The sequence below is a fragment of the Luteibacter sp. TLI7-4A genome (assembly GCF_056754745.1).
In genome coordinates this window covers 2,714,765-2,736,957 of record NZ_JBPGWO010000001.1, presented here as the reverse complement: position 1 = coordinate 2,736,957, position 22,193 = coordinate 2,714,765, and the positions used below count along the sequence as shown (strand labels likewise).

The 22,193-nt window shown below is 67.8% G+C and carries 18 protein-coding genes and 1 other RNA gene; 15 read left to right on the top strand and 4 right to left on the bottom strand.

Annotated features, from left to right (window positions below):
• The first annotated feature begins 1 nt into the window (after position 1).
• From osmF to ACR9Y6_RS12125, 4 genes are read left to right on the top strand one after another with little or no spacing between them, the layout of a single operon-like run.
• A complete protein-coding gene (osmF, locus tag ACR9Y6_RS12140) occupies positions 2-904 on the top strand; it encodes a glycine betaine ABC transporter substrate-binding protein OsmF (protein ID WP_481281510.1) in 903 nt (300 codons plus the stop codon).
• Positions 901-2,037, top strand: a complete 1,137-nt coding sequence (locus ACR9Y6_RS12135) for an ABC transporter permease (RefSeq protein WP_481281509.1) — start codon at positions 901-903, stop codon at positions 2,035-2,037. The genes osmF and ACR9Y6_RS12135 overlap by 4 nt, the downstream gene beginning before the upstream one ends.
• On the top strand, positions 2,034-2,960 hold the full coding sequence (locus tag ACR9Y6_RS12130; RefSeq protein WP_481281508.1) for an ABC transporter ATP-binding protein: 927 nt from the start codon (positions 2,034-2,036) through the stop codon (positions 2,958-2,960). The genes ACR9Y6_RS12135 and ACR9Y6_RS12130 overlap by 4 nt, the downstream gene beginning before the upstream one ends.
• A complete protein-coding gene (locus ACR9Y6_RS12125) occupies positions 2,957-3,676 on the top strand; it encodes an ABC transporter permease (RefSeq protein ID WP_481281507.1) in 720 nt (239 codons plus the stop codon). Before ACR9Y6_RS12130 ends, ACR9Y6_RS12125 begins: the two co-directional genes overlap by 4 nt.
• A gap of 75 nt (positions 3,677-3,751) precedes the next feature.
• On the opposite strand, the gene ACR9Y6_RS12120 is transcribed toward ACR9Y6_RS12125, so the two are convergent.
• Positions 3,752-5,806: a M13 family metallopeptidase gene (locus tag ACR9Y6_RS12120; protein ID WP_481281506.1), complete on the bottom strand. Its 2,055-nt coding sequence runs from the start codon at positions 5,804-5,806 to the stop codon at positions 3,752-3,754.
• 224 nt (positions 5,807-6,030) lie between these two features.
• Here ACR9Y6_RS12120 and ACR9Y6_RS12115 point away from each other — a divergent pair, with 224 nt between their 5' ends.
• From ACR9Y6_RS12115 to ACR9Y6_RS12105, 3 genes are all read left to right on the top strand, one after another.
• Positions 6,031-6,807 carry an iron-containing redox enzyme family protein gene (locus ACR9Y6_RS12115; protein ID WP_481281505.1) on the top strand — a complete coding sequence of 259 codons (777 nt, stop codon included), beginning with the start codon at positions 6,031-6,033 and terminating at the stop codon, positions 6,805-6,807.
• Positions 6,808-6,867: 60 nt separating this feature from the next.
• Positions 6,868-9,606, top strand: coding sequence for a putative bifunctional diguanylate cyclase/phosphodiesterase (locus ACR9Y6_RS12110; RefSeq protein WP_481281504.1), 2,739 nt, complete (start codon positions 6,868-6,870; stop codon positions 9,604-9,606).
• 113 nt (positions 9,607-9,719) lie between these two features.
• Entirely contained in the window at positions 9,720-10,394 is a 675-nt protein-coding gene (locus ACR9Y6_RS12105; RefSeq protein ID WP_371022696.1) for an HAD family hydrolase, read from the top strand.
• Between the two features lie 178 nt (positions 10,395-10,572).
• On the opposite strand, the gene ACR9Y6_RS12100 is transcribed toward ACR9Y6_RS12105, so the two are convergent.
• The 3 genes from ACR9Y6_RS12100 to rsmI all read right to left on the bottom strand — a co-directional run bounded on the left by ACR9Y6_RS12100 (position 10,573) and on the right by rsmI (position 13,773).
• Positions 10,573-10,941, bottom strand: a complete 369-nt coding sequence (locus ACR9Y6_RS12100) for a YraN family protein (protein ID WP_481281503.1) — start codon at positions 10,939-10,941, stop codon at positions 10,573-10,575.
• A gap of 28 nt (positions 10,942-10,969) precedes the next feature.
• Positions 10,970-12,769 (bottom strand): penicillin-binding protein activator, encoded by a 1,800-nt coding sequence (locus ACR9Y6_RS12095; protein ID WP_481281502.1) that lies wholly within the window; start codon positions 12,767-12,769, stop codon positions 10,970-10,972.
• Positions 12,770-12,945: 176 nt separating this feature from the next.
• A complete protein-coding gene (rsmI, locus tag ACR9Y6_RS12090; protein WP_481281501.1) occupies positions 12,946-13,773 on the bottom strand; it encodes a 16S rRNA (cytidine(1402)-2'-O)-methyltransferase in 828 nt (275 codons plus the stop codon).
• Between the two features lie 68 nt (positions 13,774-13,841).
• Between rsmI and rnpB the strand changes: the two genes are divergently transcribed.
• The 8 genes from rnpB to mraY all read left to right on the top strand — a co-directional run bounded on the left by rnpB (position 13,842) and on the right by mraY (position 22,191).
• Positions 13,842-14,208: RNase P RNA component class A (gene rnpB, locus ACR9Y6_RS12085), an RNA gene on the top strand.
• Between the two features lie 558 nt (positions 14,209-14,766).
• Positions 14,767-15,213 (top strand): division/cell wall cluster transcriptional repressor MraZ, encoded by a 447-nt coding sequence (gene mraZ / locus ACR9Y6_RS12080; RefSeq protein WP_371022700.1) that lies wholly within the window; start codon positions 14,767-14,769, stop codon positions 15,211-15,213.
• A 51-nt stretch (positions 15,214-15,264) separates the two neighbouring features.
• Positions 15,265-16,188 (top strand): 16S rRNA (cytosine(1402)-N(4))-methyltransferase RsmH, encoded by a 924-nt coding sequence (rsmH, locus tag ACR9Y6_RS12075; RefSeq protein WP_481281500.1) that lies wholly within the window; start codon positions 15,265-15,267, stop codon positions 16,186-16,188.
• Positions 16,185-16,457: a cell division protein FtsL gene (gene ftsL / locus ACR9Y6_RS12070; protein WP_306850873.1), complete on the top strand. Its 273-nt coding sequence runs from the start codon at positions 16,185-16,187 to the stop codon at positions 16,455-16,457. The genes rsmH and ftsL overlap by 4 nt, the downstream gene beginning before the upstream one ends.
• Positions 16,454-18,262 carry a peptidoglycan D,D-transpeptidase FtsI family protein gene (locus ACR9Y6_RS12065; RefSeq protein WP_481281499.1) on the top strand — a complete coding sequence of 603 codons (1,809 nt, stop codon included), beginning with the start codon at positions 16,454-16,456 and terminating at the stop codon, positions 18,260-18,262. Before ftsL ends, ACR9Y6_RS12065 begins: the two co-directional genes overlap by 4 nt.
• Entirely contained in the window at positions 18,259-19,758 is a 1,500-nt protein-coding gene (locus ACR9Y6_RS12060; RefSeq protein WP_481281498.1) for a UDP-N-acetylmuramoyl-L-alanyl-D-glutamate--2,6-diaminopimelate ligase, read from the top strand. Before ACR9Y6_RS12065 ends, ACR9Y6_RS12060 begins: the two co-directional genes overlap by 4 nt.
• The gene (locus ACR9Y6_RS12055; RefSeq protein WP_481281497.1) at positions 19,755-21,119 is read left to right on the top strand and encodes a UDP-N-acetylmuramoyl-tripeptide--D-alanyl-D-alanine ligase; all 1,365 of its coding nucleotides are present in this window, start codon (positions 19,755-19,757) and stop codon (positions 21,117-21,119) included. Before ACR9Y6_RS12060 ends, ACR9Y6_RS12055 begins: the two co-directional genes overlap by 4 nt.
• Complete coding sequence (gene mraY / locus ACR9Y6_RS12050) at positions 21,109-22,191, top strand: phospho-N-acetylmuramoyl-pentapeptide-transferase (protein ID WP_306850870.1); 1,083 nt, start codon at positions 21,109-21,111, stop codon at positions 22,189-22,191. The genes ACR9Y6_RS12055 and mraY overlap by 11 nt, the downstream gene beginning before the upstream one ends.
• Positions 22,192-22,193: the final 2 nt, after the last annotated feature.

Here is a 22,193-nt window from a genome sequence, read left to right as displayed (position 1 = left end):
GTTGCGCCGCCTTCTTGTCGTGCTCCTGGCCTTGCTCGCCTGCGCCGCGAACGCGCAGGCACCGCTGCGGGTCGGCTCCAAGGCCGATAACGAAGGTGCGTTGCTTGGCCAGATCGTGTTGCAGGTGCTGCGCCACGAGGGCGTGCCCGCGGTGGATCATACGCAGCTGGGGCCGACCTCGATCGTCCGCCGCGCCTTGCTCAACGGCGACCTGGACATCTATCCGGAATACACCGGCAATGCCGCGTTCTTCTTCCACCGCGAGGCCGACCCGGCCTTCCGCGATGCGGGCAAGGCGTATGCGTTGGCCGCGTCGCTCGACCGTGCGGCGAACAAGCTCGTCTGGCTGGCGCCCGCGCCGGCCGACAACCATTGGGCCATCGGTGTCCGTGGCGACGTTGCCGGGCGCGAACGGCTGCGCACGCTGGACGATTTCGCGCGATGGGTGAACGGTGGCGGCGACGTGTTGCTCGCGGGTTCCGCCGAGTTCGTCGAAAGCGAGGCCGCGCTGCCCGCGTTCCAGGCGGCCTATGGCTTCAACCTGCGTGGCAGCCAGTTGTTGGTACTTGCCGCCGGGGATACCTCGGCGACGATCAAGGCGGCGGCGGAAGGTACCTCGGGGGTGAACGCGAGCATGGTCTATTCCACCGACGGCGCGATCGCGGTGACAGGATTGGTGGTGTTGGAAGACCCGAAGCACGTGGAGATGGTGTACCAGCCCGCACCCGTCGTGCGCGAGGATGCGCTGAAGCGTTACCCCGTGATGCGGCCCGCACTGGAGGCCGCGTTCCGGCCACTGACCCTCGACGTGCTGCGCACGCTCAACGCGCGCACGCAGATCGACGGCGAGGATGCCGCGACGGTGGCGGCGGATTACCTGCGTTCCCACGGATTGCTGAAATGAAGCATCCGGAACCGCTCGCGGCGTTGCCGGTTATCGTGCTTTCCGCGATCGGCCTGCTGGCGGCGGCGCTCGCGGCGTTCCTTCATGTCGCGCCGAACCGGTTGCTCGCCGGGCAGCCGTTCAACCCGCATTCCTGGCTGTGGATCGGCGCGTGGTCCACGGTGATGGCTTGTGCCGTGTTCCAGGTCCCGCGACATCGCTTCGTCGCAGCCTCCATCGCCTGGCTCGCCGTGGTGGGCCTGCCGCTGCTCGCCGGGCTCGATGCGCAGCTGATCCTCGTCCATGCCGCCCCTTCGACCCGCGTGCAACTCGGTGCCGGCTTCTGGCTCATGTGGCTCGCCGCCGCCCTCCTGCTGCTCGACCGCCTGCGCGACCTGCCCGTGGGCGTGCAGGTGGCCGCGTGGCTCGTGGCGCTGGCGCTCATCCTGTTCCAGGGCGCCATCGGCATGCTCGACGGGCTTGCCCTGTTGCGCGAATGGCACGCGCAGCGCGCGCCTTTCGCCGAGGCCTTGGCCGGTCACCTGCGCCTCAGCGCGATAACCCTGGTGCTCGCCTTGTTGACCGGCGTTCCCCTTGGGTGGTGGGTGTGGCGCGGGCGACGGAGCGATGGCGTGCTCGTCGGCGTGCTCGCCTTCCTGCAGACCGTGCCGTCGCTCGCGCTGTTCGCGTTGCTGATCGGGCCGTTCGCATGGCTGGCGCGCGCGTGGCCCGCGCTCGGTTCGCTGGGTTTCGGCGGTACCGGTGCGGCCCCCGCGGTATTCGCCTTGCTGCTGTATGCCTTGCTGCCCGTGGTGCGCTACACCGCCGCCGGACTGGACGCCGTGCCCGCCGACGCGCGCGAGGCGGCCCGTGGAATCGGCATGAGCCGTGCGCAGGTGCTCGTTCGCGTGCAGCTGCCGCTTGGCTGGCCGGTGTTGCTCGCCGGCCTGCGCGTCGTCGCCGTGCAGACGATCGGCCTCGCGGCGGTCGCCGCCCTGATCGGTGCCGGAGGACTCGGCCGTTTCGTCTTCCTCGGCATAGGGCAGGGAGCGACCGACATGGTGCTGCTGGGCACGCTGGCCATCCTTGTCCTGGCCCTGGCCGTGGATCTCGTCTTCCAGGGCCTGCTCGCCCTTACGGAGCGTCGCGCATGATCGAGTTCGAGCACGTCCGCAAGTGCTTCGGTGACCGCAGGGTGATCGACGATCTCTCGTTGCGCATCGACGATGGCGAATTCTTCGTCCTGGTCGGCCCGTCCGGCTCGGGCAAGTCGACGCTGTTGCGCACGGTGAACCGGCTGGTCCACGTCGACGCGGGTACGGTGCGCGTCGATGGCGAGGATGTCGCGACGCGCGACGTGGAAACACTGCGTCGCGGCATCGGCTACGCCATCCAGTCGGTCGGCCTCTTTCCCCACCGTACCGTGGCCGAGAACATCGCGACGGTGCCGCGCCTCCTGCATTGGCCCGCGGACGCGATCCGTGCGCGGGTGGCCGAGTTGATCGAGTTGCTCCGGCTGGACGAACCGGGTATCGCCGATCGTTATCCGCACACCTTGTCGGGTGGCCAGCAGCAGCGCGTCGGCGTGGCGCGCGCACTTGCCGCGCGCCCGCGCATCGTGCTGATGGACGAGCCGTTCGGCGCGCTGGACCCGCTGACGCGTGAATCCTTGCAGGCCAGCCTCAAGGCGATCCAGCGCGAAACGGGCACCACGATCCTGTTCGTCACCCATGACATGGACGAGGCCTTCGGCCTTGGCGACCGGGTGGGCCTCATGCTGGATGGAAAGCTGATCCAGGTCGGCGCGCCGCTTGCTTTCCTTCGCCACCCGGCCGATGAGCGCGTGCGGGATTTCGTCGGCGGTACGCGGGCGCGTTTGCGCGAACTGGCGGTACGCACCGTGCGCGACAGCATGCGTGGCGGTGAACACGCGGAGGGCGAGCCCGTCGATGCGGCGGCATCGTTGCAGGACGCGTTGGGTGCCATGCTGGCGCAGGGCCGCGACCGCCTGCCCGTGCGCGAGGGAGGCGAGCATGTCGGTGCGATCGTGCTGACCGATCTCGTGTCGCGGGCATGAAGCTGGCCATTACCTTCGCCGCGCTCGTCCTGCTCTTGCTGATGCTGCCGCATGCGGGGCCCCTGTTCCATGCATGGCAGCCGTCGCTGCCACATCCGCTGTACACGCGAACGTCATTCCTCGTGCTGACGCTCGCCCACCTCTCGCTCGTGCTGGCAGCGACGCTGGCCGCGGTGGCGATCGGCCTGTCACTCGGCATCCTCGCCACGCGCCCGCTTGGCCGATCGTTGCTGCCGACGGTTCGCGCGGTGGCGGTGATCGGACAGACCTTCCCGCCGGTGGCCGTGCTGGCGATCGCCGTACCGCTGCTCGGCTTCGGCGCCGCGCCGACCTTGTTCGCGCTGGTGCTGTATGGCGTGTTGCCGGTGCTGGGACAGGCCGTGGCGGGCCTGGACCAGGTTCCGGCTGCGGCGTTGCACGCGGCCGATGGCATGGGCTATGGCCGCTGGCGCCGCTTGCTCGACGTGGAGCTGCCGCTGGCGGCGGGACCGATCATGGCGGGCATTCGTCTTTCGGCCATCGTCAGTGTCGGCACGGCGACGATCGGTTCGGCGGTCGGTGCCACGACACTCGGTTCACCGATCGTCGAGGGACTGGTGGGCAACAATCCCGCCTACGTGGTGCAGGGGGCCTTGCTGGTGGGCGTGCTGGCGTTGACGGTGGACGCGGCGCTGGCTGCGGTGGAGAGGCGCGTGCGGCGGTCGGATCGCCGCTGAAGCGGCTCCCACATGACCGCCCGGAGAGCATGACCGCCCGGAGAGGTTGTGGGAGCCGCTTCAGCGGCGACGGGGTCACCAGATCCGCACCCGCTGCTTCGGGTCCAGGTAAAGCTTCTGGCCGGGCTTCGGCTGGAAGGCGTCGTACCAGGGATCGAGGTTGCGTACTGTCTGCGCGCGGAATTCACCCGGCGCATGGCCGTCACCGATGACCTGCTGGCGCAACGCCGCATCGCGGGTCTTGGTGCGCCAGGACTGCGCGAAGGCAAGGAAGAAGCGTTGGTCGCCGGTCAGGCCGTCGATCACCGGCGCCGGCTTGCCGCCAAGGCTCTCCTTGTATGCGGCGTAGGCGATCGCCAGGCCGGACACGTCCGCGATGTTCTCGCCCAGGGTCTGCTGGCCGTTGATGTGCAGGCCCGGCAGCGGCTCGTACTGGTTGAACTGCTCCACCAGACGCTGGCCGGCCTCCTTGAAGTGCTTCTCGTCGGCGGCGGTCCACCAGTTGGCGAGCCGGCCCTGGGCGTCGAACTCCGCGCCCATGTTGTCGAAGCTGTGGCTGATCTCGTGCCCGATCGTCGCGCCGATGGCGCCGTAGTTGGAGGCCGCGTCGGCCTTCGGATCGAAGAATGGCGGTTCGAGGATGGCGGCAGGGAAGTTCAACGCGTTCTGCAGCGGCAGGTTCACCGCGTTGACGGTCTGCGGCGTCATCCACCATTCGTCGCGATCCACCGGCTTGCCTAGCTTGGCGACCTGGTGGTGGTACTCGGCGAGCTCGGCGCGCGCGTGGTTGCCGAGCGCGTCGTCGGGACGGATGTCCAGCTTCGAGTAGTCGCGCCAGGTGTCGGGATAGCCGACGCCCACCTTGATGGTGGCGATCTTCGCCTTGGCTTTCTGTTTCGTGGCGGCGGACATCCACTCGATCGTGTCCACGCGCGCGTCGAAAGCCTTGAGGATGTTCTTCACCATGTCCTGCACTTCCGCGCGCGAGGACGCCGGGAAGTACTGCTTCACGTAGATCTGGCCCACCGCGTCGCCCAGGTCGTTATTCACGCGGCCGACACCGCGCTTCCAGCGGTCGCGCTGCTTCGGCGTCCCGGACAGGACCTTGCCGTAGAAGCCGAAGGAAAGTTCGTCGTAGGCCTTCGGCAGCAGGCCGCGCGAATTCTCGTTGATGGTGTGGAAGCGCAGCCAGGCCTTCCACGAGTCCAGCGGTTCGCTGGCGACGAGGGCGGCGAATTTCGTCACGGTGGCCGGCTGCCAGACGATGAAGGTGGGCTGGTCGTCCAGGCCGGCGGCCTTGAACCAGGCGTTCCAGTCGATGCCCGGCGCCTTGCTCGCGAAGCTCGTGCGCGGCCACGGATTGTTCGCCTTGTGGATGTCCTGGCTGTCGACGAGGGATAGCTGTGCCTGGGCGATCTTCGTTTCCAGGTCGACGATGGCCTTCGCCTTGCCGGCGGCGTCGGGAGTACCCGCCTGCGCGAGCAGGGCCTGGACGTAGGCGGCGTATTTCTCGCGCGTCTCGACCATGTCCTTGTCGTTCTTCAGGTAGTAGTCGCGATTGGGCATGCCCAGGCCGCCCTGCAACAGGTAGGGCACGTTCTTCGAGGGGTCTTCGAGGCCCTGGGCGACGAACAGGCCGAGCAGGTGCTCCGTGTCGAAGTTGGTCGCGTTGATCGGATCCACGTCGGCGCGGACCTGCGCGCCCAGGGCCGTGGAGAGCTGGGTCTTGTCCTTGATCGCATCGATCCGCGCCAGTGTCGGTTCGAGCGGTTCGAGCCCGGCCTTCTCGATGGCCGCGTCGTCCATGTAGGCCTTGTAATAATCGGCGATGAGGCGCTCGTTGCTGCCCGGCGCCGCCTTGTTCTCGCCGGCTGCCTTGATCAGGTCCGCGTTGCGCTTCTCGGCCTTCTGATACACATCCAGGAAGACGCCGGTGCTGGACATATCCGCCGGGATGACCGCGGTCTTCTTCCAGGCGCCGTTGGCGTAACCGTCGAAATCGTCGCCGGGCCGTACCGTCCGGTCGATCCCCTTGAGGTCGATGCCCGAAGGCTGTCCGGCGGCGAGCGCGCCGGTGGAAGCGAGGCCGCAGGCGATCGAGGCGGCGAGGATCCGGTGGATGGTGGCCATGGAGGGGTCCTTGCTGGTTGGGCGTCCACGATAGTCCCCGCCGTGGCGCTTGTGTCCATGACCGATGGACTAGGCGCAAGGCCACCTCCCAAGCCCACAAAGCGGCCGTGGGGATGTGCCCTAATGATCGTCCGGCCCCGCAACGAGGCCGGTATCGGGGCGGGCCGCGGGTCGCCCGGGCCCGCCCGACCTTCATTGGCAGCAGATCTTTAGGGAGATCTAGTATGAACGCACGTTTCGAACTGACCGGCTCGCAGACCGAGATCGCCAGCTATCCGCTCTGGGCGCAGGACATGGTGTCGTCCTGCGAGGACGCCCGGCGGGGGATCGTCAGCCATGAGATGTGGACGGCCATGTGCGCCGCCACCCTCGACCCGCAGACCACGCGCAACTTCATGGTGGGGGTCTGGCCGGTGATCGAGCGCTTCCCGGGCTACATGTCGCACAGCCTGTTGAAGACCCGTTATGGCCGCAGCCCGGGCGACGACCTCGCCCGGCGCTGGCTGGTCCGCAACATCCGGGTGGAGCAGAACCACGCCGAGTACTGGCTGAACTGGGCCGACAGCGCGGGGGTGTCGCGCGAGGACGTGCTGGGAGCCGAGCCGCCCAAGGGCTCCCAGGCCCTGGCCGACTGGTGCGAGGAGGTGTCCCGCAACGACTCGCTGGCCGCGGGCATCGCCGCGACGAACTACGCGGTGGAGGGGGCGACCGGAGACTGGTCGCAGCTTGTCTACGAAAGCAAGGCTTATGCCGAAAGCTTGCCGATTTCCGGCCGGAAAGCCGGGCTTCGCTGGCTTCAGCTTCACGCCGCCTATGACGATACCCATCCGTGGGAGGCGCTGGAAATCGTCTGCACGCTGCTGGGGAGCAACCCCCCGGTGGACCAGATCGAGCACATTAGAGAGTGTGTTCGCCGTAGTTACGTCTGCATGAGCATCACGCTGGACCGTTGCATGGACGCTGTCGGCTCGATCCGCAAGTGGAACGAGGCGGCGGCGTAACTCGCAAGTTGGGCATCATGTGGAGCACTATCACGTCCGGTTGAGGAACAAGGGGATCCGATGCGCCGCCTCGAGGCCAGTCACCAGCAGCTTCTGTCCAGGCGCCTCAGGCCGTTGGCCTATGCCTTGGTGGCGGTCGTCGGCCTCATCCTCACCCTGACGTGGGTCGCGCTCCAGACCCAGGTGACTCTCGCCGGTTTCCTCAACGGCGAGAGTCTCTGGTCCAAGGCGCAGAAGCAGTCGGTCATCGACCTGGACGCCTATGCGGCCCACGGTCGCCCGGAGGACCTGGCCGGGTTCCGGCGGAACTACGCCGTGCTCATGTCCGACCGCTGGGCGCGCGACGCGATCGCCAGCGGCGACTTCTCCCATGCGGAGGTCAACGACGCCTTCGCCCGGGGCGGGGTCATCCCCGAGGCCATCCCCGGGATGGTCTTCATCTTCCAGTATTTCGACGGCATGCCTTACGTGCGCGAGGCGGTGGCGGAATGGCGTTCCGTGGACGGCAGCCTCGCCGACCTCGAAGACACCGCCGACCGTCTCGAGAAGAGCTATGGCGCCGGCACGTTGCAGCCGGGTGACATCGCCGCGGAACGCGAGCGGATCGCCACGCTCAACAATTACATCGAACCCCGCGCCAAGGCCTTTTCCCTGTACATCGCCAACGGTGCGTCGTGGTTGGGCCGTGTACTGTTCTTCACGGTGCTCGGCGTGGCGGCGCTGGCCTCGTCGCTTTGGTTGCGCATGGCCGGTCGTATCCTCGCGGGGATTCGCGGTACCGAGGAGCGCTACAGCCTCCTCTTCGACAGTGCGGCGGATGCCATTTTCATGGTCGACGAGGAAACCGGACGCATCCTCGACGCCAACCGACGCGCAGCCTCATGGCTCGGCTGCTCACGCGAAGAACTGACCGGGACGGAACTGGCCGCCTTGTTCGTGGACGGTTCTCCACATACCGGCATGGGCAGCCTTCGCAATCCCGATGGAACCCTGCGGCCGGTGGAGACACAGAGCAGCCTCGTGGTCTGGGGCGCCCGACAGGTCTCGCAGGCCATCGTGCGCGACATTTCGGACCGCGTGGCCATGGAGCAGGAGCGAAAGATCGCCTCCGAGGCGCTGGCCAGCATCGCGGAGGGCGTGATCATCGCGGACGCCGACCGCAGGGTGACCACCGCCAACGCGGCGCATGCGAAGCTCACCGGATTCCCTGTGCAGGCGTTGCGCCGTACCCGCTTCGACATCACGCGGACGCTTCCGGATGGCCGTCCGTTGCCACAGTCGCTGTGGGATGACATCGCGGCGGGCGACAACTGGGTGGGCGAAGTGGAAAGCCGCCGTGCGGACGGCAGCACCTATCCGGAACTGATGAGCATCAGCACCATTCGCGACCGCGAGGGGCGCCCACAGCACTACGTGGCGGTGGTGTCGGACATCACCGCGCGCAAGGCCGACCGGCAGCGCCTGCAACACCTGGCCACGCACGATCCGCTCACCGGCCTGGTCACCCGCTCGGAGTTCGAGCGGCGTTGCGCCGAGGCGATCACCCGTGCCGCGCACGAGCGCGGCGCGGTGGCGGTGTTGTTCGTCGACCTCGATGCTTTCAAGGTGGTGAACGACAGTTACAGCCACGCCACGGGAGACGCCCTGCTGATGCGCGTGGCCGAGCGCATCCGCGCCCAGCTTTCCCCGCACGACGTGGCGGGCCGCATCGGTGGCGATGAATTCACCGTGTTGCTCGCCGACCTGCGCTCGCGCGAGGAAGCGCTGGTGGTGGCGGAGACGATGCTCGCGGCGCTGGCGCGTCCCTTCGACCTGGGCGACTACGAACTCTATGTCAGCGCCAGCATCGGCATCGCGGGCTATCCGCTCGATGGCAACGACGCGGTCACCCTGATCGCCAACGCCGACGCGGCCATGTATGTGGCCAAGACCGAAGAGCGCAACGCGCTGCGTTTCTATACGCCGAAGATGCACGCGGACGCGCGGCGCCGTCTCAAGCTCGCCTCGGAACTGCGCCAGGCGCTGATCCGCAACGAGTTCTATCTCGTCTACCAGCCGAGCATCGAGATGAAGAGCGGGCGTATCGTGGCCGTCGAGGCACTGATCCGCTGGCGTCACCCGGAACGCGGCAACGTCGCGCCCGACGAGTTCATCCCCATCGCGGAAAGCCTCGGCCTGATCCGCCAGATCGACCAGTGGGTGCTCGAAACGGCTTGTCGCCAGTTGCTGCAGTGGGACGAGGCGCGCCTGCCGCCGTTGCGCATGGCGGTCAACGTATCGGCGGGTTCGTTCGGCCACCCGGATTTCCTGCAAGGCGTCTGCCAGGCACTGCAGGAGATCGGCATTCCGCCGAAGCGCTTGCTCGTCGAACTGACCGAAAGCGCCATCCTGCGCCTGGGCGAGGATACCGAGCGTGCCATGCTCGCGCTGCACAATCTTGGCGTGGCCGTCGCCATCGACGATTTCGGCACCGGCTATTCGTCCCTGGCCTATCTGAAGCTGCCGGCGGTGGCTTATCTCAAGATCGACCGTTCCTTCGTCACCGGCTTGCCGATGAACGCGAACGACGTCGCGATCACCGAAGCGATGGTGGCGATCGCGCGCAGCCTCGACCTGCACACGATCGCCGAAGGCATCGAGACCGAAGGCCAGCACGAATTCCTGCTTCGCGCCGGCTGCCAGGAAGGGCAGGGCTTCCTGTATTCCCGTCCGCTGCCGCCGGACGAGATCGAGCGCCTGCTGGCGCCGAGGACCACGGGCAGCAAGCGCCTGTCGCTGGTTCCGCCCAAGCGCGCCTAGCGAGCGTGGGCCCGCCCTGCCGAAGGGTAGGCCGGGCCAAGAAGGGCCCGCCTCTTCGAATCAGAATGTCCAACCCCATATATGCGGTCACGTACCCGCGCCAAGGATCCATCGTGTCCACCCACGACCCCATCGTCTTCCTGTTCGACGTCGACAACACCCTGATCGACAACGATCGTTTCAGCGCGGACCTCCGCGCCCGGCTGGAGCGCGATTTCGGCGCCGAAGGCCGCACCCGCTACGAAGCCATCGACAAGGACATCCGCAGCCAGGTCGGTTACGCCGACTACCTCGGCGCGTTGCAGCGCCTGCGCGGACAGGCCAGCAGCCCCGAGTTCATGGGCATGTCGTTCTTCCTGCTCGATTACCCTTTCGACGAGCGCCGGTTCCCGGGCGTGCTGGAAGCCATCGCGCACCTTCGCACGATCGGCCGGCCGGTGATCATGTCCGACGGCGATACCGTGTTCCAGCCACGAAAGATTCGTCGTGCGGGGCTGTGGGACGCGTTCCAGGGGGACGTGCTGATCTACGTGCACAAGGAAGACATGCTGGACGACATGCGCCGGCGCTATCCGGCGGACCACTACGTGATGGTGGACGACAAGCCGCGCATCCTCGTGGCATTGAAGAAGCTGCTCGGCGACAAGGTCACCACGGTGTTCGTGAAGCAGGGCCACTATGCGGCCGCCGCGGGCAAGGAACTGGAAGAGACGCCGCCGGACATCACGATCGATACGGTCGCGGAGTTGGCGACGATGCGCCGCGAGGATTTCCTGGCGGCGGCCTGACCGGCCGCCATCGCCGGCAGAGCCGGCTCCCACCGTGCCCACATCGACATTCAGGCCACCCCGGCATTCAGGCCCGCCCCGGCATTCAGGCCTGCCCCGACATTCAGGCCTGCCTCGGACACTGTGGGAGCCGCTTCAGCGGCGACGCCTTCGAGTGGGAGCCGACCCTGTCGGCGATTCACGCCTCGAAAGCGCCCCGCACCCACTCCACGCCATCGCCCTCGAAGGCCAGCACATCGAACCGGCAGGGACGGCGCGCGTCGCGCGGATGCCACGCGATCCAAAGGTGGGCCGCACTGACCAGCTTGCGCCGCTTGGCTGCCGTCACCGACCCCAGCGCGCCGCCGAAGGCGCCATTGCACCGGTAGCGCACCTCGACGAACACCACGGTCTCGCCGTCACGCATCACGAGATCGATCTCGCCGTGCCGGCAGAGGAAGTTGGCGCGGACGAGGTGCAATCCCCGTTCTTCGAGAAATGCCCGGGCCGCGCCTTCGAAACGGTCGCCGGTGGCGCGGCGCGGGGTGGTCTTCCTGGTTGCCGTCATGCGAACTCCCTGTTCGCGCCGGCGGGAGTCAGCCCCCGCCGCTTTCGACGTCGGGAGCCGTGGCCGGCGCTTCGAGTTCGAGGCTACCCGCGACGGGGCGTGCCACGCCGTCGGCGAAACGCGCCCAGATGAGTACGCGGCGCACGCGGCCGAATTCGTCCGCGACCAGCTGGCCGGTCGCGCCGGGCAGGTAGCTGCCCGGATGGCCGCGCATCCAGTCGATGTAGGGCACCAGGCCCCATGCGTCCATGCCGAAGGCGAACAAGCGTGCCGTCACGCCCTTGGTCGCCGGCAGCGCGTTGTTGAGGTCGGTGCGCCGCGGCAGGCCCGGCTGCGCGTCGAACAACCAGGGCGCGTCGCAGAATTCCACGCCTTCGAGGTCGCGATCCGCGGTCGCATCGTCGCCACCCGCGTAGACGTGCGACGTGGCGAAGACCGGCAGCGTGTTCTTCGCCAGGCGCAACTGGGGCAGCAGGAGGCGTGCCTGTTGCGGCTTCATGCTGATGAAGACGCCGCTGGTGGCGGGGTCCTGTCCGACCGGTTCGGACAGCTGCGACGCGAAGTCGATGCTCCCCGAATCGAGCGTGACCTGGCTGGCCAGCGTGCCACCCCGAGCCTGCCATTCGGCCTTGAACGCGTTGCCCGCACGGCGGGCGAAATCGTCGGTGGATACGATCACCGTGGCGGTTCGCATGCCGCGATCGGCCATGTGGTCGGCGACCTGGGCGCCTTCGGTTTCCGGCAGCAAGCCGAACTCGTTGGCACCCGCGGGCGGCAGGTTCTTGTTGTCGTTGGGGTAGTTCAGCGTGAGCATCGGCGCGGGCAGGGCGCCCTTGGCGAAGATCGCGGAAACACCGTCGCGATTGAGCGGGCCGACGACGAAACGCGCGCCTTCGGCCACGGCCTTGTCGTAGGCGGCGACGGCATGCTGGGCATCGTTGCCGGAATCGTAGACGGCCACTTCCGGACGGGGCGCATCGTTGTGCGCCGCTTCTATGTAGTTGGTGAAGAAGCCATCGCGGATAGCCGCGCCGGCGCCTGCCAGGGGGCCGGACAGCGGCAGTAGCAGCGCGACCTTGGTCGGCACCTTGTATCCCTCGCGCACGCCCTTGTCGCCGGTGACCGTGCCGACGGCCTGGTCGAGCACGGCCGGCGCGCGGGTCACGCTGCCCAGCTGTGCCTGGGCTTCCGTTACCCAGGGTTTCATCGGATCGTTCGCCGGAAGGGCGCCACCGCGTTCGGCGAGCGCTTGCGCACCGAGGCCCGTGAGCTGGGTGAGGATTTCCTTGCGGTTCTGCTCGCGGTCGATGCCGCGCAACTGGCCGTCCAGTTCGATCCGGGTCTGCGCGGCGCTCCATGGATCGCCGGCGGCGGCCTGGGCGCGGGCGCGCAATTCGGCGAGGCGCTGGTCGATCTGCGGCGATACGCGCGACGACGGCTTTCCGGTGAGGGAGAGCGCGGTCTTCGCGTCGTTGTTTTTCAGCGCGACTTCGGCACGCAACGCGTCGAGGCGCAAGGCGTCCTCGCCTTCGAGGCGGGAACGGCGAGTGTCGGCGACGATGGGAGCCGCGCGATCCAGGGCCCCCTCCTGCCGGTACGACTCCGCCGCGAGCAGCTTGTAGTAGTCGCGATGGTCGCTGTCCTGCGCGGCCAGGGCGAGGTACGCCTGCGCGGCCTGGTCGAACTGGCCCTTGATGTAGAGCGCCTGCGCCGCCTGGGTGGCCTCACCCGAAGGTGCGGCACCGTGCTGGACCCCGCCCTGGGTCACGCAGCCGGCGAGGCCGGCGGAAAGCAGGAGGACGAGGGTGGTGGCGCGGATCGATCGCATCGCAACGGATTCCTTGACTGCACGAAGACGCCCTCCGGCGCCGAAACGACCGGATCATAGCCCATCGCTTCGCGAGGCCGTTGTGAGGTAGCCCCTGCTTGTACCGATCCAGCCGCGGCCTGCCCCGGTCGTCCCCGGTGGGAGCCGACCCTGTCGGCGATACCCGCCCCCGACGATCAAGCCCCGTAAAGCGCCTTGCGCGGCGCGCCGGTGATCGCGGCCGCCAGCTTCGCCGCCTTCGCCGGAGGCAGCTCGTCCTTGAGGATCGCGAACACGCGCAAGCCCTCGGCCAGGCACTCGTCCTCGCCGGCTTCCCGCCCGGCGACCATCACGACGAATTCCCCGCGCTGCTGGTTCGGATCGGCGGCCACGCGGTCGACCAGGGCGGCGAGCGGGCCGTCGAGCACGGTTTCGAACATCTTGGTGAGTTCGCGCGCGACGACCGCCTCCCGTTCGACCCCGAAGATATCGCGCATGTCCTGCAACGATTCGAGGATGCGGTGGGAGGACTCGTAGAAAATCACGGTGCGCGTTTCGCCGGCCAACTCGCCCAGCCGCGCGCGGCGGGCCCCTGCCTTGGCGGCGAGGAAGCCCTCGAAGACGAAGCGGTCGCTGGGCAGTCCGGCGACGGAAAGCGCCGCGACGACCGCGCTCGGCCCCGGAACCGGGCTGACCTTCAGCCCCGCCGCCCGCGCGGCGCGGACGAAGCGGAAGCCGGGGTCGCTGATCAACGGCGTGCCCGCATCCGAGACCAGGGCGATATCGTCGCCGCCGCGCATGCGTTCGACGAGGCTGTCGACCGCCGTGCGCTCGTTGTGGTCGTGCAGCGCGACCAGGGGGGTATCGATGCCCAGGTGCTGGAGCAATGGGCGCGTGTGCCGCGTGTCCTCGGCCGCGATGACCTTCACCCGGCGCAACGTCTCGATGGCGCGGGCGCCGATGTCGTCGCGATGGCCGATCGGCGTGGCGACGACATGCAGCGTGCCGGGGCGTGGTGGGGACATCGGGGGATCCGCTGGGTGGGGCGGATCATTCTACGTGCAGGCGTCGCTTCTGCCGTACAATCGACGGTGGAGTCGGCCGGACAGTCGCGTCGCGCCTTCGGGCGTATCGAGGAAAGTCCGGGCTCCACAGGGCAGGGTGCCAGGTAACTCCTGGGCAGCGTGAGTTGACGGCCAGTGCAACAGAGAGCAGACCGCCGATGGCCCCGCAAGGGGATCAGGTAAGGGTGAAAGGGTGCGGTAAGAGCGCACCGCGTGCGGGGCTAACGCCGCACGGCACGGTAAACCCCACCCGGAGCAAGACCAAATAAGGGAACCATGACGCGGCCCGCGTCGTTCCCGGGTAGGTTGCTGGAGCCTGGCGGTGACGCCAGGCCGAGAAGAATGACTGTCACGTCGCAAGACGCACAGAACCCGGCTTACAGGCCGACTCCTTTTTCTTCCAGGCATCGCGGCGCCGTCCTTCTGGACGGCGCCGCGGCGTTTCCAGGGATAGTGGGGGCCGACCTTGTCGGCGGTCCGCGGCGGCAGCGGGCCAGGTTACGGCAGCACCCATCGCCGCTGAAGCGGCTCCCACAACGGCGATCGAGTAGACCGGTTGGGAAAGACCTGGTGGGAGCTTGGGAACAAACCTGTGGGAGCCGACCTTGTCGGCGATCCCGCGACAGCGGGCCAGGTCGAGGCGAGCACCCATCGCCGACAGGGTCGGCTCCCACCACGGTGGCTGCCACGGCTGGGAAGCCATCGTGGATGAACGTGGAGTTCAGTCGCGGTCGGTTTTGTGTCCTTTGGCGACCGCTGGAACAGCGAGGTCTGTCACAAAAAACCTCAACGATTCAACCACCTTCCGCCCCTTCCTCAGAAACGGCTGGAAATTGGCATGAACGTGAGCTTTCTCCTTGATTCACAAGAAAAAATTCCTTGACAGTCTCAGGACCCGAGACTATCGTGGGCCCCAGTGTTAAATCGTGGGATTTGGTGGGGCGGCCAACGAAGATGTTTCAAGGCGAGACAGCCATCACGGTCGACGACAAAGGTCGTCTGACGATTCCGACTTCGTATCGGGATCTGGTGGCCGACGCCTGCGCGAATCGCCTGGTCGTGACCTACAACCCGTTCGAGACCGGCTGCCTCTGGATCTTCCCGTACGCGGAGTGGGAGCAGGTGCGTGACCAGGTCAATGCGCTGCCCAGCGTGAAGGCCGTCCACCGGGCGTTGCAGATGAAGCTGGTGGGTGCCGCGGCCATCGTCGAACCCGACGGAGCCGCCCGCATCCTCCTCCCTTCCAGCCAGCGGTCGGCGGCGGGCATAGAAAAAAAAGCCGTGTTGCTCGGCATGGGAAAGAAGTTCGAGCTCTGGAGCGAACTGGCCCACCTCGCGAAGATCCGCCAGACGATCGGCGAGGACGACATCAGCGACGACATGGCGGAGTTGCGGTTGTGACGACGAACTAACTTTCGAGGTTTTTTGGTGGAACGGGAGCGGGATGTGGCAATGGCGGGGCGCGACGTGCACATCCCTGTGATGCTCGACGAAGTGCTGGAGGGCCTCGCCTTGCGCGAGAATGGGCGTTATCTGGACGGGACTTTCGGCCGCGGCGGTCACGCCCGGGCGATCCTCGCCCGTCTCTCCGACGCGGGCAGGCTCTTCCTCATGGACCGCGACCCGGCCGCCATCGCCGTGGCCGAAGCCGGCCTCGCCACCGATCCCCGTGTGTCCCTGCGCCACGACAACTTCGCCACCATGGGTGACTGGCCCGCCTTGGAAGGGGGCCTCGACGGCATCCTCCTCGACCTGGGCGTGTCTTCGCCGCAACTCGACGACGCCAGCCGTGGCTTCAGCTTCATGGCCGACGCGCCGTTGGACATGCGCATGGACACCACGCGCGGCATCAGCGCGGCGGAATTCCTCGCCGATGCCGACGAGGCCGAGATCGCACAGGTCCTGTGGACCTTCGGCGAAGAGCGCTTCAGCCGCCGCATCGCCAAGGCGATCGTCGAGCGCCGCGCCACCGATCCCGTCACCCGTACCGGCGAACTCGCCGAACTGGTCGCGCGCTGCGTCGGCCGCCGCGAGCCCGGCAAGAATCCCGCCACGCGGACGTTCCAGGCGCTGCGCATCCGCGTGAACGCCGAACTCGAATCCGTCGAGCGTGGCCTCGATGCCGCGCTCGAACTGCTCGACGTGGGTGGCCGCCTGGCCGTGATCAGCTTCCATTCGCTGGAAGACCGTACGGTGAAGCAGTTCATCCGCGCCCATGAGGGGCGTGTGCAGGGCAGCCGTCGCGGTCCGCCGGTCGAGGCGAAGACCGCCCGCCTGAAGCCCGTGGGCAAGGCCATCTTCCCCTCCGACGCCGAAGTGTCCGCGAACCCGCGTTCGCGCTCCGCCGTGCTGCGCATCGCGGAGAAACTCGCATGAAGGCCTTCGGCGCCGCCTGCCTCTCGATCCTGCTGCTGGCGGTCATCGCCAGCGCGATCGGCGTGGTGTGGACGCGCCATGAGAGCCGCGTGCTGTTCGTCGAGCTTTCGCGGCTGCAAAGCCAGAAGGACGATCTCGGCGTCGAATACGGTCGCCTCGAACTGGAACAGGCGACCTACGCCGAACCCAGCCGCATCGATGCGGACGCCCGCGGCAAGCTCGGCATGTTCACGCCGAAGCCGCAGGACATCCAGTTGGTGCGTCGATGAAGGCCCGTTACGGCAAGCCCGTCGTGCCGAGCCGCCGCCGCGGCCAGGGCCCGAGCCCGCGCAAGCGCATGACGGTGATCGTCGCGCTGCTCTGCGTGGCCGTCTCGGGACTGGTGGTGCGCGCCTTCGACCTCCAGGTGGTACGCAAGCAGTTCTACCAGGACCAGGGCGACGCCCGATTCCTGCGAGAGATGCCCATCGCGGTGTCGCGCGGCACCATCTTCGATCGCAATGGCGAACCCCTGGCGGTATCCACGCCGGTGGCTTCGATCTGGGCGAATCCGCCGGAAGTGCTGGAGAACGAGGACCGCATCCCGGAGCTTGCCAAGGCGCTGCACGTCGACGCCGACGACCTGAAGCAGAAGATCGTGCAGCGGGCGGACAAGGAATTCATGTACATCGCGCGCCAGCTGCGTCCGGAGGATGCGCAGGCGATCGTGGACCTGAAGATCCCGGGCATCGCCTCGCAGCGCGAATACCGTCGCTACTATCCGTCGGGCGCGGTGAACAGCCATATCCTCGGCTTCACCAACATCGACGACCACGGCCAGGAAGGCCTGGAACTGGCGTTCGACGAATGGCTCGCCGGCAAGCCGGGTGCGAAGCGCGTCATCCGCGACCGCATGGGCCATGTCGTCGAGGACGTGGAACTGGTGCGCGAGCCGCAGCCGGGCCGCGATCTCACCCTGTCGATCGATCGGCGCATCCAGTACCTCGCTTATAGCGCCCTGAAAGATGCGCTGGAGAAGAACAAGGCCGAGTCCGGCTCCATCGTCGTGATGGACGTGCACACGGGTGAAGTGCTCGGCATGGCCAACCTGCCTTCGTTCAACCCGAACGCGGTGCGCGGCAGCACGCCGTCGGAACGGCGCAACCGCGCCGTCACGGACGTGGTCGAGCCGGGTTCGACGATGAAGGCGTTCACGATGGCCGCGGCGCTCACCAGCGGCAAGTACACGCCGACCGCGCCGCTGATCGAGACCTCGCCCGGCACCTGGATGATGGGCGGCCATCCGGTGCGCGACACGCACAACTGGGGCACGCTGACACCGACGGGCGTGATCACGAAGTCGTCCAACGTGGGCGCGGCCAAGATCGCGATGACGCTGGACACCGATTTCCTCTACGGCGTCTACAAGTCGTTCGGGCTGGGCAACAGCACCGGCAGCGGCTTCCCCGGCGAAGCGGCGGGTTACCTGCCGGTGGGCCGCACCTGGAAGCCGATCGAGAAGTCGCGCCTGGCCTACGGCTACAACCTCAACGTCACGCCGTTGCAGCTGGCCACGGGCTATGCCGCCATCGCCAACGGCGGCGCCTTGCGCTCGCCGAGCTTCATCAAGGGCGCGGACAACCCGCCGAACCAGATCGTCACGCCCGACGTGGCGCACAATCTCGTGCGCATGCTCGAAACGGTGATGGCGCCGGGCGGCACGGGCTACGGCTTCGCCTCCGTCGCCAACTACAGCGTCGCGGGCAAGACCGGCACCTCGCACAAGAATTCCGCGGGCGGCTACTACGCCAACAACTACATTTCGCTGTTCGTCGGCATGATTCCGGCGAGCGCGCCGCGCCTGGTGACCGTCGTCGTCATCAACGATCCGAAGGGCGGGCACTACTACGGCGGTTCCGTGGCCGGTCCGGCCTTTGCCCAGGTGATGGAAGGCGCCGTGCGCCTGCTCGACATCCCGCCGGACAACGTGGGCCGCTGGTACGCGGGCGGCCCGAGCCAGGGCGGGTTGATCGGCACCACCAACGCGCAACCGCCGCAGGCGGACGAAAGTGCCGCCGAAGAGGTGGTGCCATGACCATGCGCCTCGCCGACTTGCTCGACGGTTTCGCCGACGCTTCCCGCGCCGGCGACATCGACGTTTCGGGCCTCGCCCTGGATTCGCGCGAGATCGCCCGCGGCAACGCCTTCGTCGCGTTGCGCGGCATGAAAGGCCATGGCATCGAGTTTGCCGCCAAGGCGGTCGGGCAGGGCGCGGTGGCGATCCTCGCCGAGCCGCCTTTCGACGCCGACGCCGCAGGCGCGGGCGTACCGGTCATCACGGTCGACAAGCTCCGCGAGAAGGCCGGGCCCCTCGCCGCGCGTTACTACGGCGACCCGTCCCGCGCGCTCGATGTCATCGGCGTGACGGGTACCAACGGCAAGACCTCCACCGTCCAGCTGATCGCGCAGGCGCTGGCCTTCCTCGGTCGCAAGCCGGCCACGGTCGGCACGCTGGGCGCGGGCCTGCACGGCGCGATCGCCGAGGGTGAGCGCACCACGCCGGACGCGATCCGCATGCAGGCGCTTCTCGGCGAGTTCCGCGACGCCGGCGCCACGCACGTCGCGATGGAAGTGTCCTCGCACGCGCTGGAGCAGGGTCGCGTGAACGCCATCGCCTTCGACGTGGCCGTGTTCACCAACCTCACGCGCGACCACCTCGATTACCACGGCACGATGGAAGCGTACGGCGCCGCCAAGGCCAAGCTGTTCGCTTTCGAGGGCCTGCGCAGCGCGGTGATCAACGTGGACGACCCGTTCGGCGCGAAGCTGGCCAAGGGCCTCGGCGAAGGCATCGCCAAGCTGCGCGTCTCGATGGCGGGCGACAGCACGGAAAAGGATGCCGAGATCCGCGCGGACATCGTCGTCACCTCGGCGAAGGGCCTGTCGTTCAACCTCAACACCCCGTGGGGCATGCGTACCGTACGCAGCGCGCTGCTCGGGCGCTTCAACGTCGCCAACCTGCTCTCGGTCGCCGCCGTGCTGGGCGCGCTGGGCGAACCGTTCGAGCGCATCCATGCGGCGCTGGAAGCGCTGCAGCCGGTGAATGGCCGGATGAGCCGTCTCGGCGGCGACGGCCGCAAGCCGCTTGTCGTGGTGGATTACTCGCATACGCCCGACGCGTTGAAGCAGGCGCTGCTCGCCCTGCGCTCGCATACCAAGGGCAAGCTGGTCTGCGTGTTCGGCGCCGGCGGCGATCGCGACCAGGGCAAGCGCCCGATCATGGCGGCTATCGCCGAGCGGCTCGCCGACGTGGTGATCGTGACCGATGACAACCCACGCAGCGAGGACGGCGACGCGATCGTCGCGCAGATCGTTGCCGGCTTCGCCCACCCCGACACCGTCATGGTCGAGCGCGACCGCGCGCAGGCCATCGCCCTGGCACTGGCCGACGCGAAGGCCGACGACGTCGTGCTGATCGCCGGCAAGGGCCACGAGACCTATCAGGAAGGCCCGGAGGGCAAGCGTCCCTTCGATGACCTCGCCGTCGCCCGCGAGGCGATGGAGACGAGCAAGAAGGGAGCCCGCGCATGATGCGCCTGTCCGCCGTCGCCCTCTGGACCCGCGGCCGCCTGCAAGGCGCCGACGCCGAGGTCAGCGGCTTTTCCATCGATACCCGTACCCTCCGGCCGGGCGACTTGTTCGTAGCCTTGCCGGGCGAGCGCGTCGACGGGCACGCCTTCGTCGCCGCGGCGGCTGAGCGCGGCGCCGTCGCCGCGCTGGTCACGCGTCCGGTCGACGCGCCGATCCCGCAGGTGATCGTCGACGACACCCAGGCCGCGCTGGGCGACCTCGCCAGCGCCGTGCGTGCGCAGCGCGACGTGCGCGTGGTCGGCATCACCGGCTCCAACGGCAAGACCACGGTGAAGACGCTCACCGCGTCGATCCTGTCGCGCCATGGCCGCACCCATGTCAACGCCGGCAACTTCAACAACGAGATCGGCATGCCGCTGACCTTGCTGGCGATGCCTGAAGACACCCGCTACGCGGTGCTGGAAATGGGTGCCGGCAAGCCGGGCGACATCGATTACCTCGCCGCCATCGCGCGGCCCGATATCGGCCTCGTCAATTCCATCGCGCCCGCGCATCTTGAGCGCATGGGCACGATCGAAGGCGTCGCCGAAACCAAGGGCGCGCTATACCGGTCGCTGCCCGCCGACGGGATCGCCATCGTCAACGCGGACGACGAGCGCTTCGCCGGTTTCTTCGCCAACTTGGCCGGATCGCGCGCCATCCTGCGCTATGCGCTGAACCACCGGGCGGACATCGGCGCGGACATCGTCGAAGAGCGCATCGACGGCACGCACTTCGTGCTGTCGACGCCGCATGGCGACGGTGACGTGCACCTTCCCTTGCCGGGTCGCCACAACGTGGCGAACGCGCTGGCCGCGGCGGCGATCGCCACGGCGCTCGGCGTCCCGGTGGACGTCATCGTGGAGGGCCTGGAGCAGGTCCCGCACGTACCCGGTCGCCTCGAACTCGAACCGATGCCCGGTGGCTGGACCCTGATCGACGACAGCTACAACGCGAATCCCGGCTCGGCGGCGGCGGCGATCGACACGCTGGCCCTCGCCCGCGGCGAGCGCTGGCTGATCCTCGGCGACATGGCCGAACTGGGGCCGGATGCGCTGAACCTGCACGCCGGGGTCGGTCGCCTGGCGCATGCGCGAGGCATCGAGCGCCTGCTCGCCACGGGGACCAGGAGCGTGGCGGCGGTAGAGGCCTTCGGCCCGGGGGCGCAGCATTTCGCGACGCAGGAGGCGCTGATCGAGGCCGCCTGCGCGCAGATCCACGAGGGGGTGACCTGCCTCGTGAAGGGGTCGCGTTCCTCCGGCATGGACCGGGTCGCGGCGGCGATGAAGAAATACGCTGAAGGAGCATTCCATGCTGCTTGAACTGGCGGAATGGATGGCTCGGCACTTCACGTCGCTGCATCTGTTCCAGTACATCACCTTCCGCGCGATCATGGCCGCGCTCACGGCGCTGGCGGTCTCGCTGCTGCTCGGGCCCGCGCTCATCCGCAAGCTCGCCGCGCTGAAGGCGGGCCAGGTCGTGCGCAGCGATGGTCCGCAGACCCATCTGGCGAAGGCCGGCACGCCGACCATGGGCGGCTTGCTCATCCTGTTCGCGGTCGGCATCGCCACGCTGCTGTGGGCCGATCTCGGCAACCGCTACGTGTGGGTGGTGCTGGCGGTGACCTTGCTGTTCGGCGCGATCGGTTTCTACGACGATTACCGCAAGCTGGTGCTGAAGGATAGCCGCGGCCTCGCCAGCCGCTGGAAGTATTTCTGGCAGTCGGTATTCGGCCTCGGCGCCGCGGTGTTCCTTTACCAGACCCACCAGCTTCCGGCCGAGACCGCACTCTACGTGCCCTTGTTCAAGCAGGTCGCCATCCCGCTCGGCGTGTTCTTCGTGGTGGTCGGCTATTTCATCATCGTCGGCTTCTCCAACGCCGTGAACCTCACCGATGGACTCGACGGCCTCGCGATCATGCCGAGCGTCCTGGTGTCGGGCGCACTGGGCATCTTCGCCTACCTCGCCGGTAACAAGCTGTTCTCCGAATACCTCGGCATCCCGGCGATTCCCGGGGCCGGCGAACTGGCGATCTTCTGCAGCGCGCTGGCGGGAGCGGGGCTCGGCTTCCTCTGGTTCAACACGTATCCGGCGCAGGTGTTCATGGGCGACGTGGGCGCGCTGGCGATCGGCGCCGCGCTCGGTTGTGTCGCGCTCATCGTCCGCCAGGAGATCGTGTTGCTGGTGATGGGCGGCGTGTTCGTGCTGGAAACCGCCTCGGTGATGCTCCAGGTCGGCAGCTTCAAGCTGCGCGGCAAACGCATCTTCCGCATGGCGCCGATCCACCATCACTTCGAGTTGAAGGGCTGGCCCGAGCCGCGGGTCATCGTCCGTTTCTGGATCATCAGCGTGGTGCTGGTGCTCATCGGTCTTGCAACCTTGAAGGTACGCTGAGA

Bases quoted from the DNA above. Each gene is read 5' to 3' on its own strand.
- ACR9Y6_RS12060 (WP_481281498.1), top strand. From the start codon at position 18,259: ATGACCATGCGCCTCGCCGACTTGCTCGACGGTTTCGCCGACGCTTCC.
- ftsL (WP_306850873.1), top strand. From the start codon at position 16,185: ATGAAGGCCTTCGGCGCCGCCTGCCTCTCGATCCTGCTGCTGGCGGTC.
- ACR9Y6_RS12055 (WP_481281497.1), top strand. From the start codon at position 19,755: ATGATGCGCCTGTCCGCCGTCGCCCTCTGGACCCGCGGCCGCCTGCAA.
- ACR9Y6_RS12065 (WP_481281499.1), top strand. From the start codon at position 16,454: ATGAAGGCCCGTTACGGCAAGCCCGTCGTGCCGAGCCGCCGCCGCGGC.
- ACR9Y6_RS12115 (WP_481281505.1), top strand. From the start codon at position 6,031: ATGAACGCACGTTTCGAACTGACCGGCTCGCAGACCGAGATCGCCAGC.
- rsmI (WP_481281501.1), bottom strand. From the start codon at position 13,773: ATGTCCCCACCACGCCCCGGCACGCTGCATGTCGTCGCCACGCCGATC.
- ACR9Y6_RS12100 (WP_481281503.1), bottom strand. From the start codon at position 10,941: ATGACGGCAACCAGGAAGACCACCCCGCGCCGCGCCACCGGCGACCGT.
- ACR9Y6_RS12125 (WP_481281507.1), top strand. From the start codon at position 2,957: ATGAAGCTGGCCATTACCTTCGCCGCGCTCGTCCTGCTCTTGCTGATG.
- ACR9Y6_RS12130 (WP_481281508.1), top strand. From the start codon at position 2,034: ATGATCGAGTTCGAGCACGTCCGCAAGTGCTTCGGTGACCGCAGGGTG.
- ACR9Y6_RS12135 (WP_481281509.1), top strand. From the start codon at position 901: ATGAAGCATCCGGAACCGCTCGCGGCGTTGCCGGTTATCGTGCTTTCC.
- mraY (WP_306850870.1), top strand. From the start codon at position 21,109: ATGCTGCTTGAACTGGCGGAATGGATGGCTCGGCACTTCACGTCGCTG.
- rsmH (WP_481281500.1), top strand. From the start codon at position 15,265: ATGGCGGGGCGCGACGTGCACATCCCTGTGATGCTCGACGAAGTGCTG.
- ACR9Y6_RS12095 (WP_481281502.1), bottom strand. From the start codon at position 12,769: ATGCGATCGATCCGCGCCACCACCCTCGTCCTCCTGCTTTCCGCCGGC.
- mraZ (WP_371022700.1), top strand. From the start codon at position 14,767: ATGTTTCAAGGCGAGACAGCCATCACGGTCGACGACAAAGGTCGTCTG.
- ACR9Y6_RS12120 (WP_481281506.1), bottom strand. From the start codon at position 5,806: ATGGCCACCATCCACCGGATCCTCGCCGCCTCGATCGCCTGCGGCCTC.
- ACR9Y6_RS12110 (WP_481281504.1), top strand. From the start codon at position 6,868: ATGCGCCGCCTCGAGGCCAGTCACCAGCAGCTTCTGTCCAGGCGCCTC.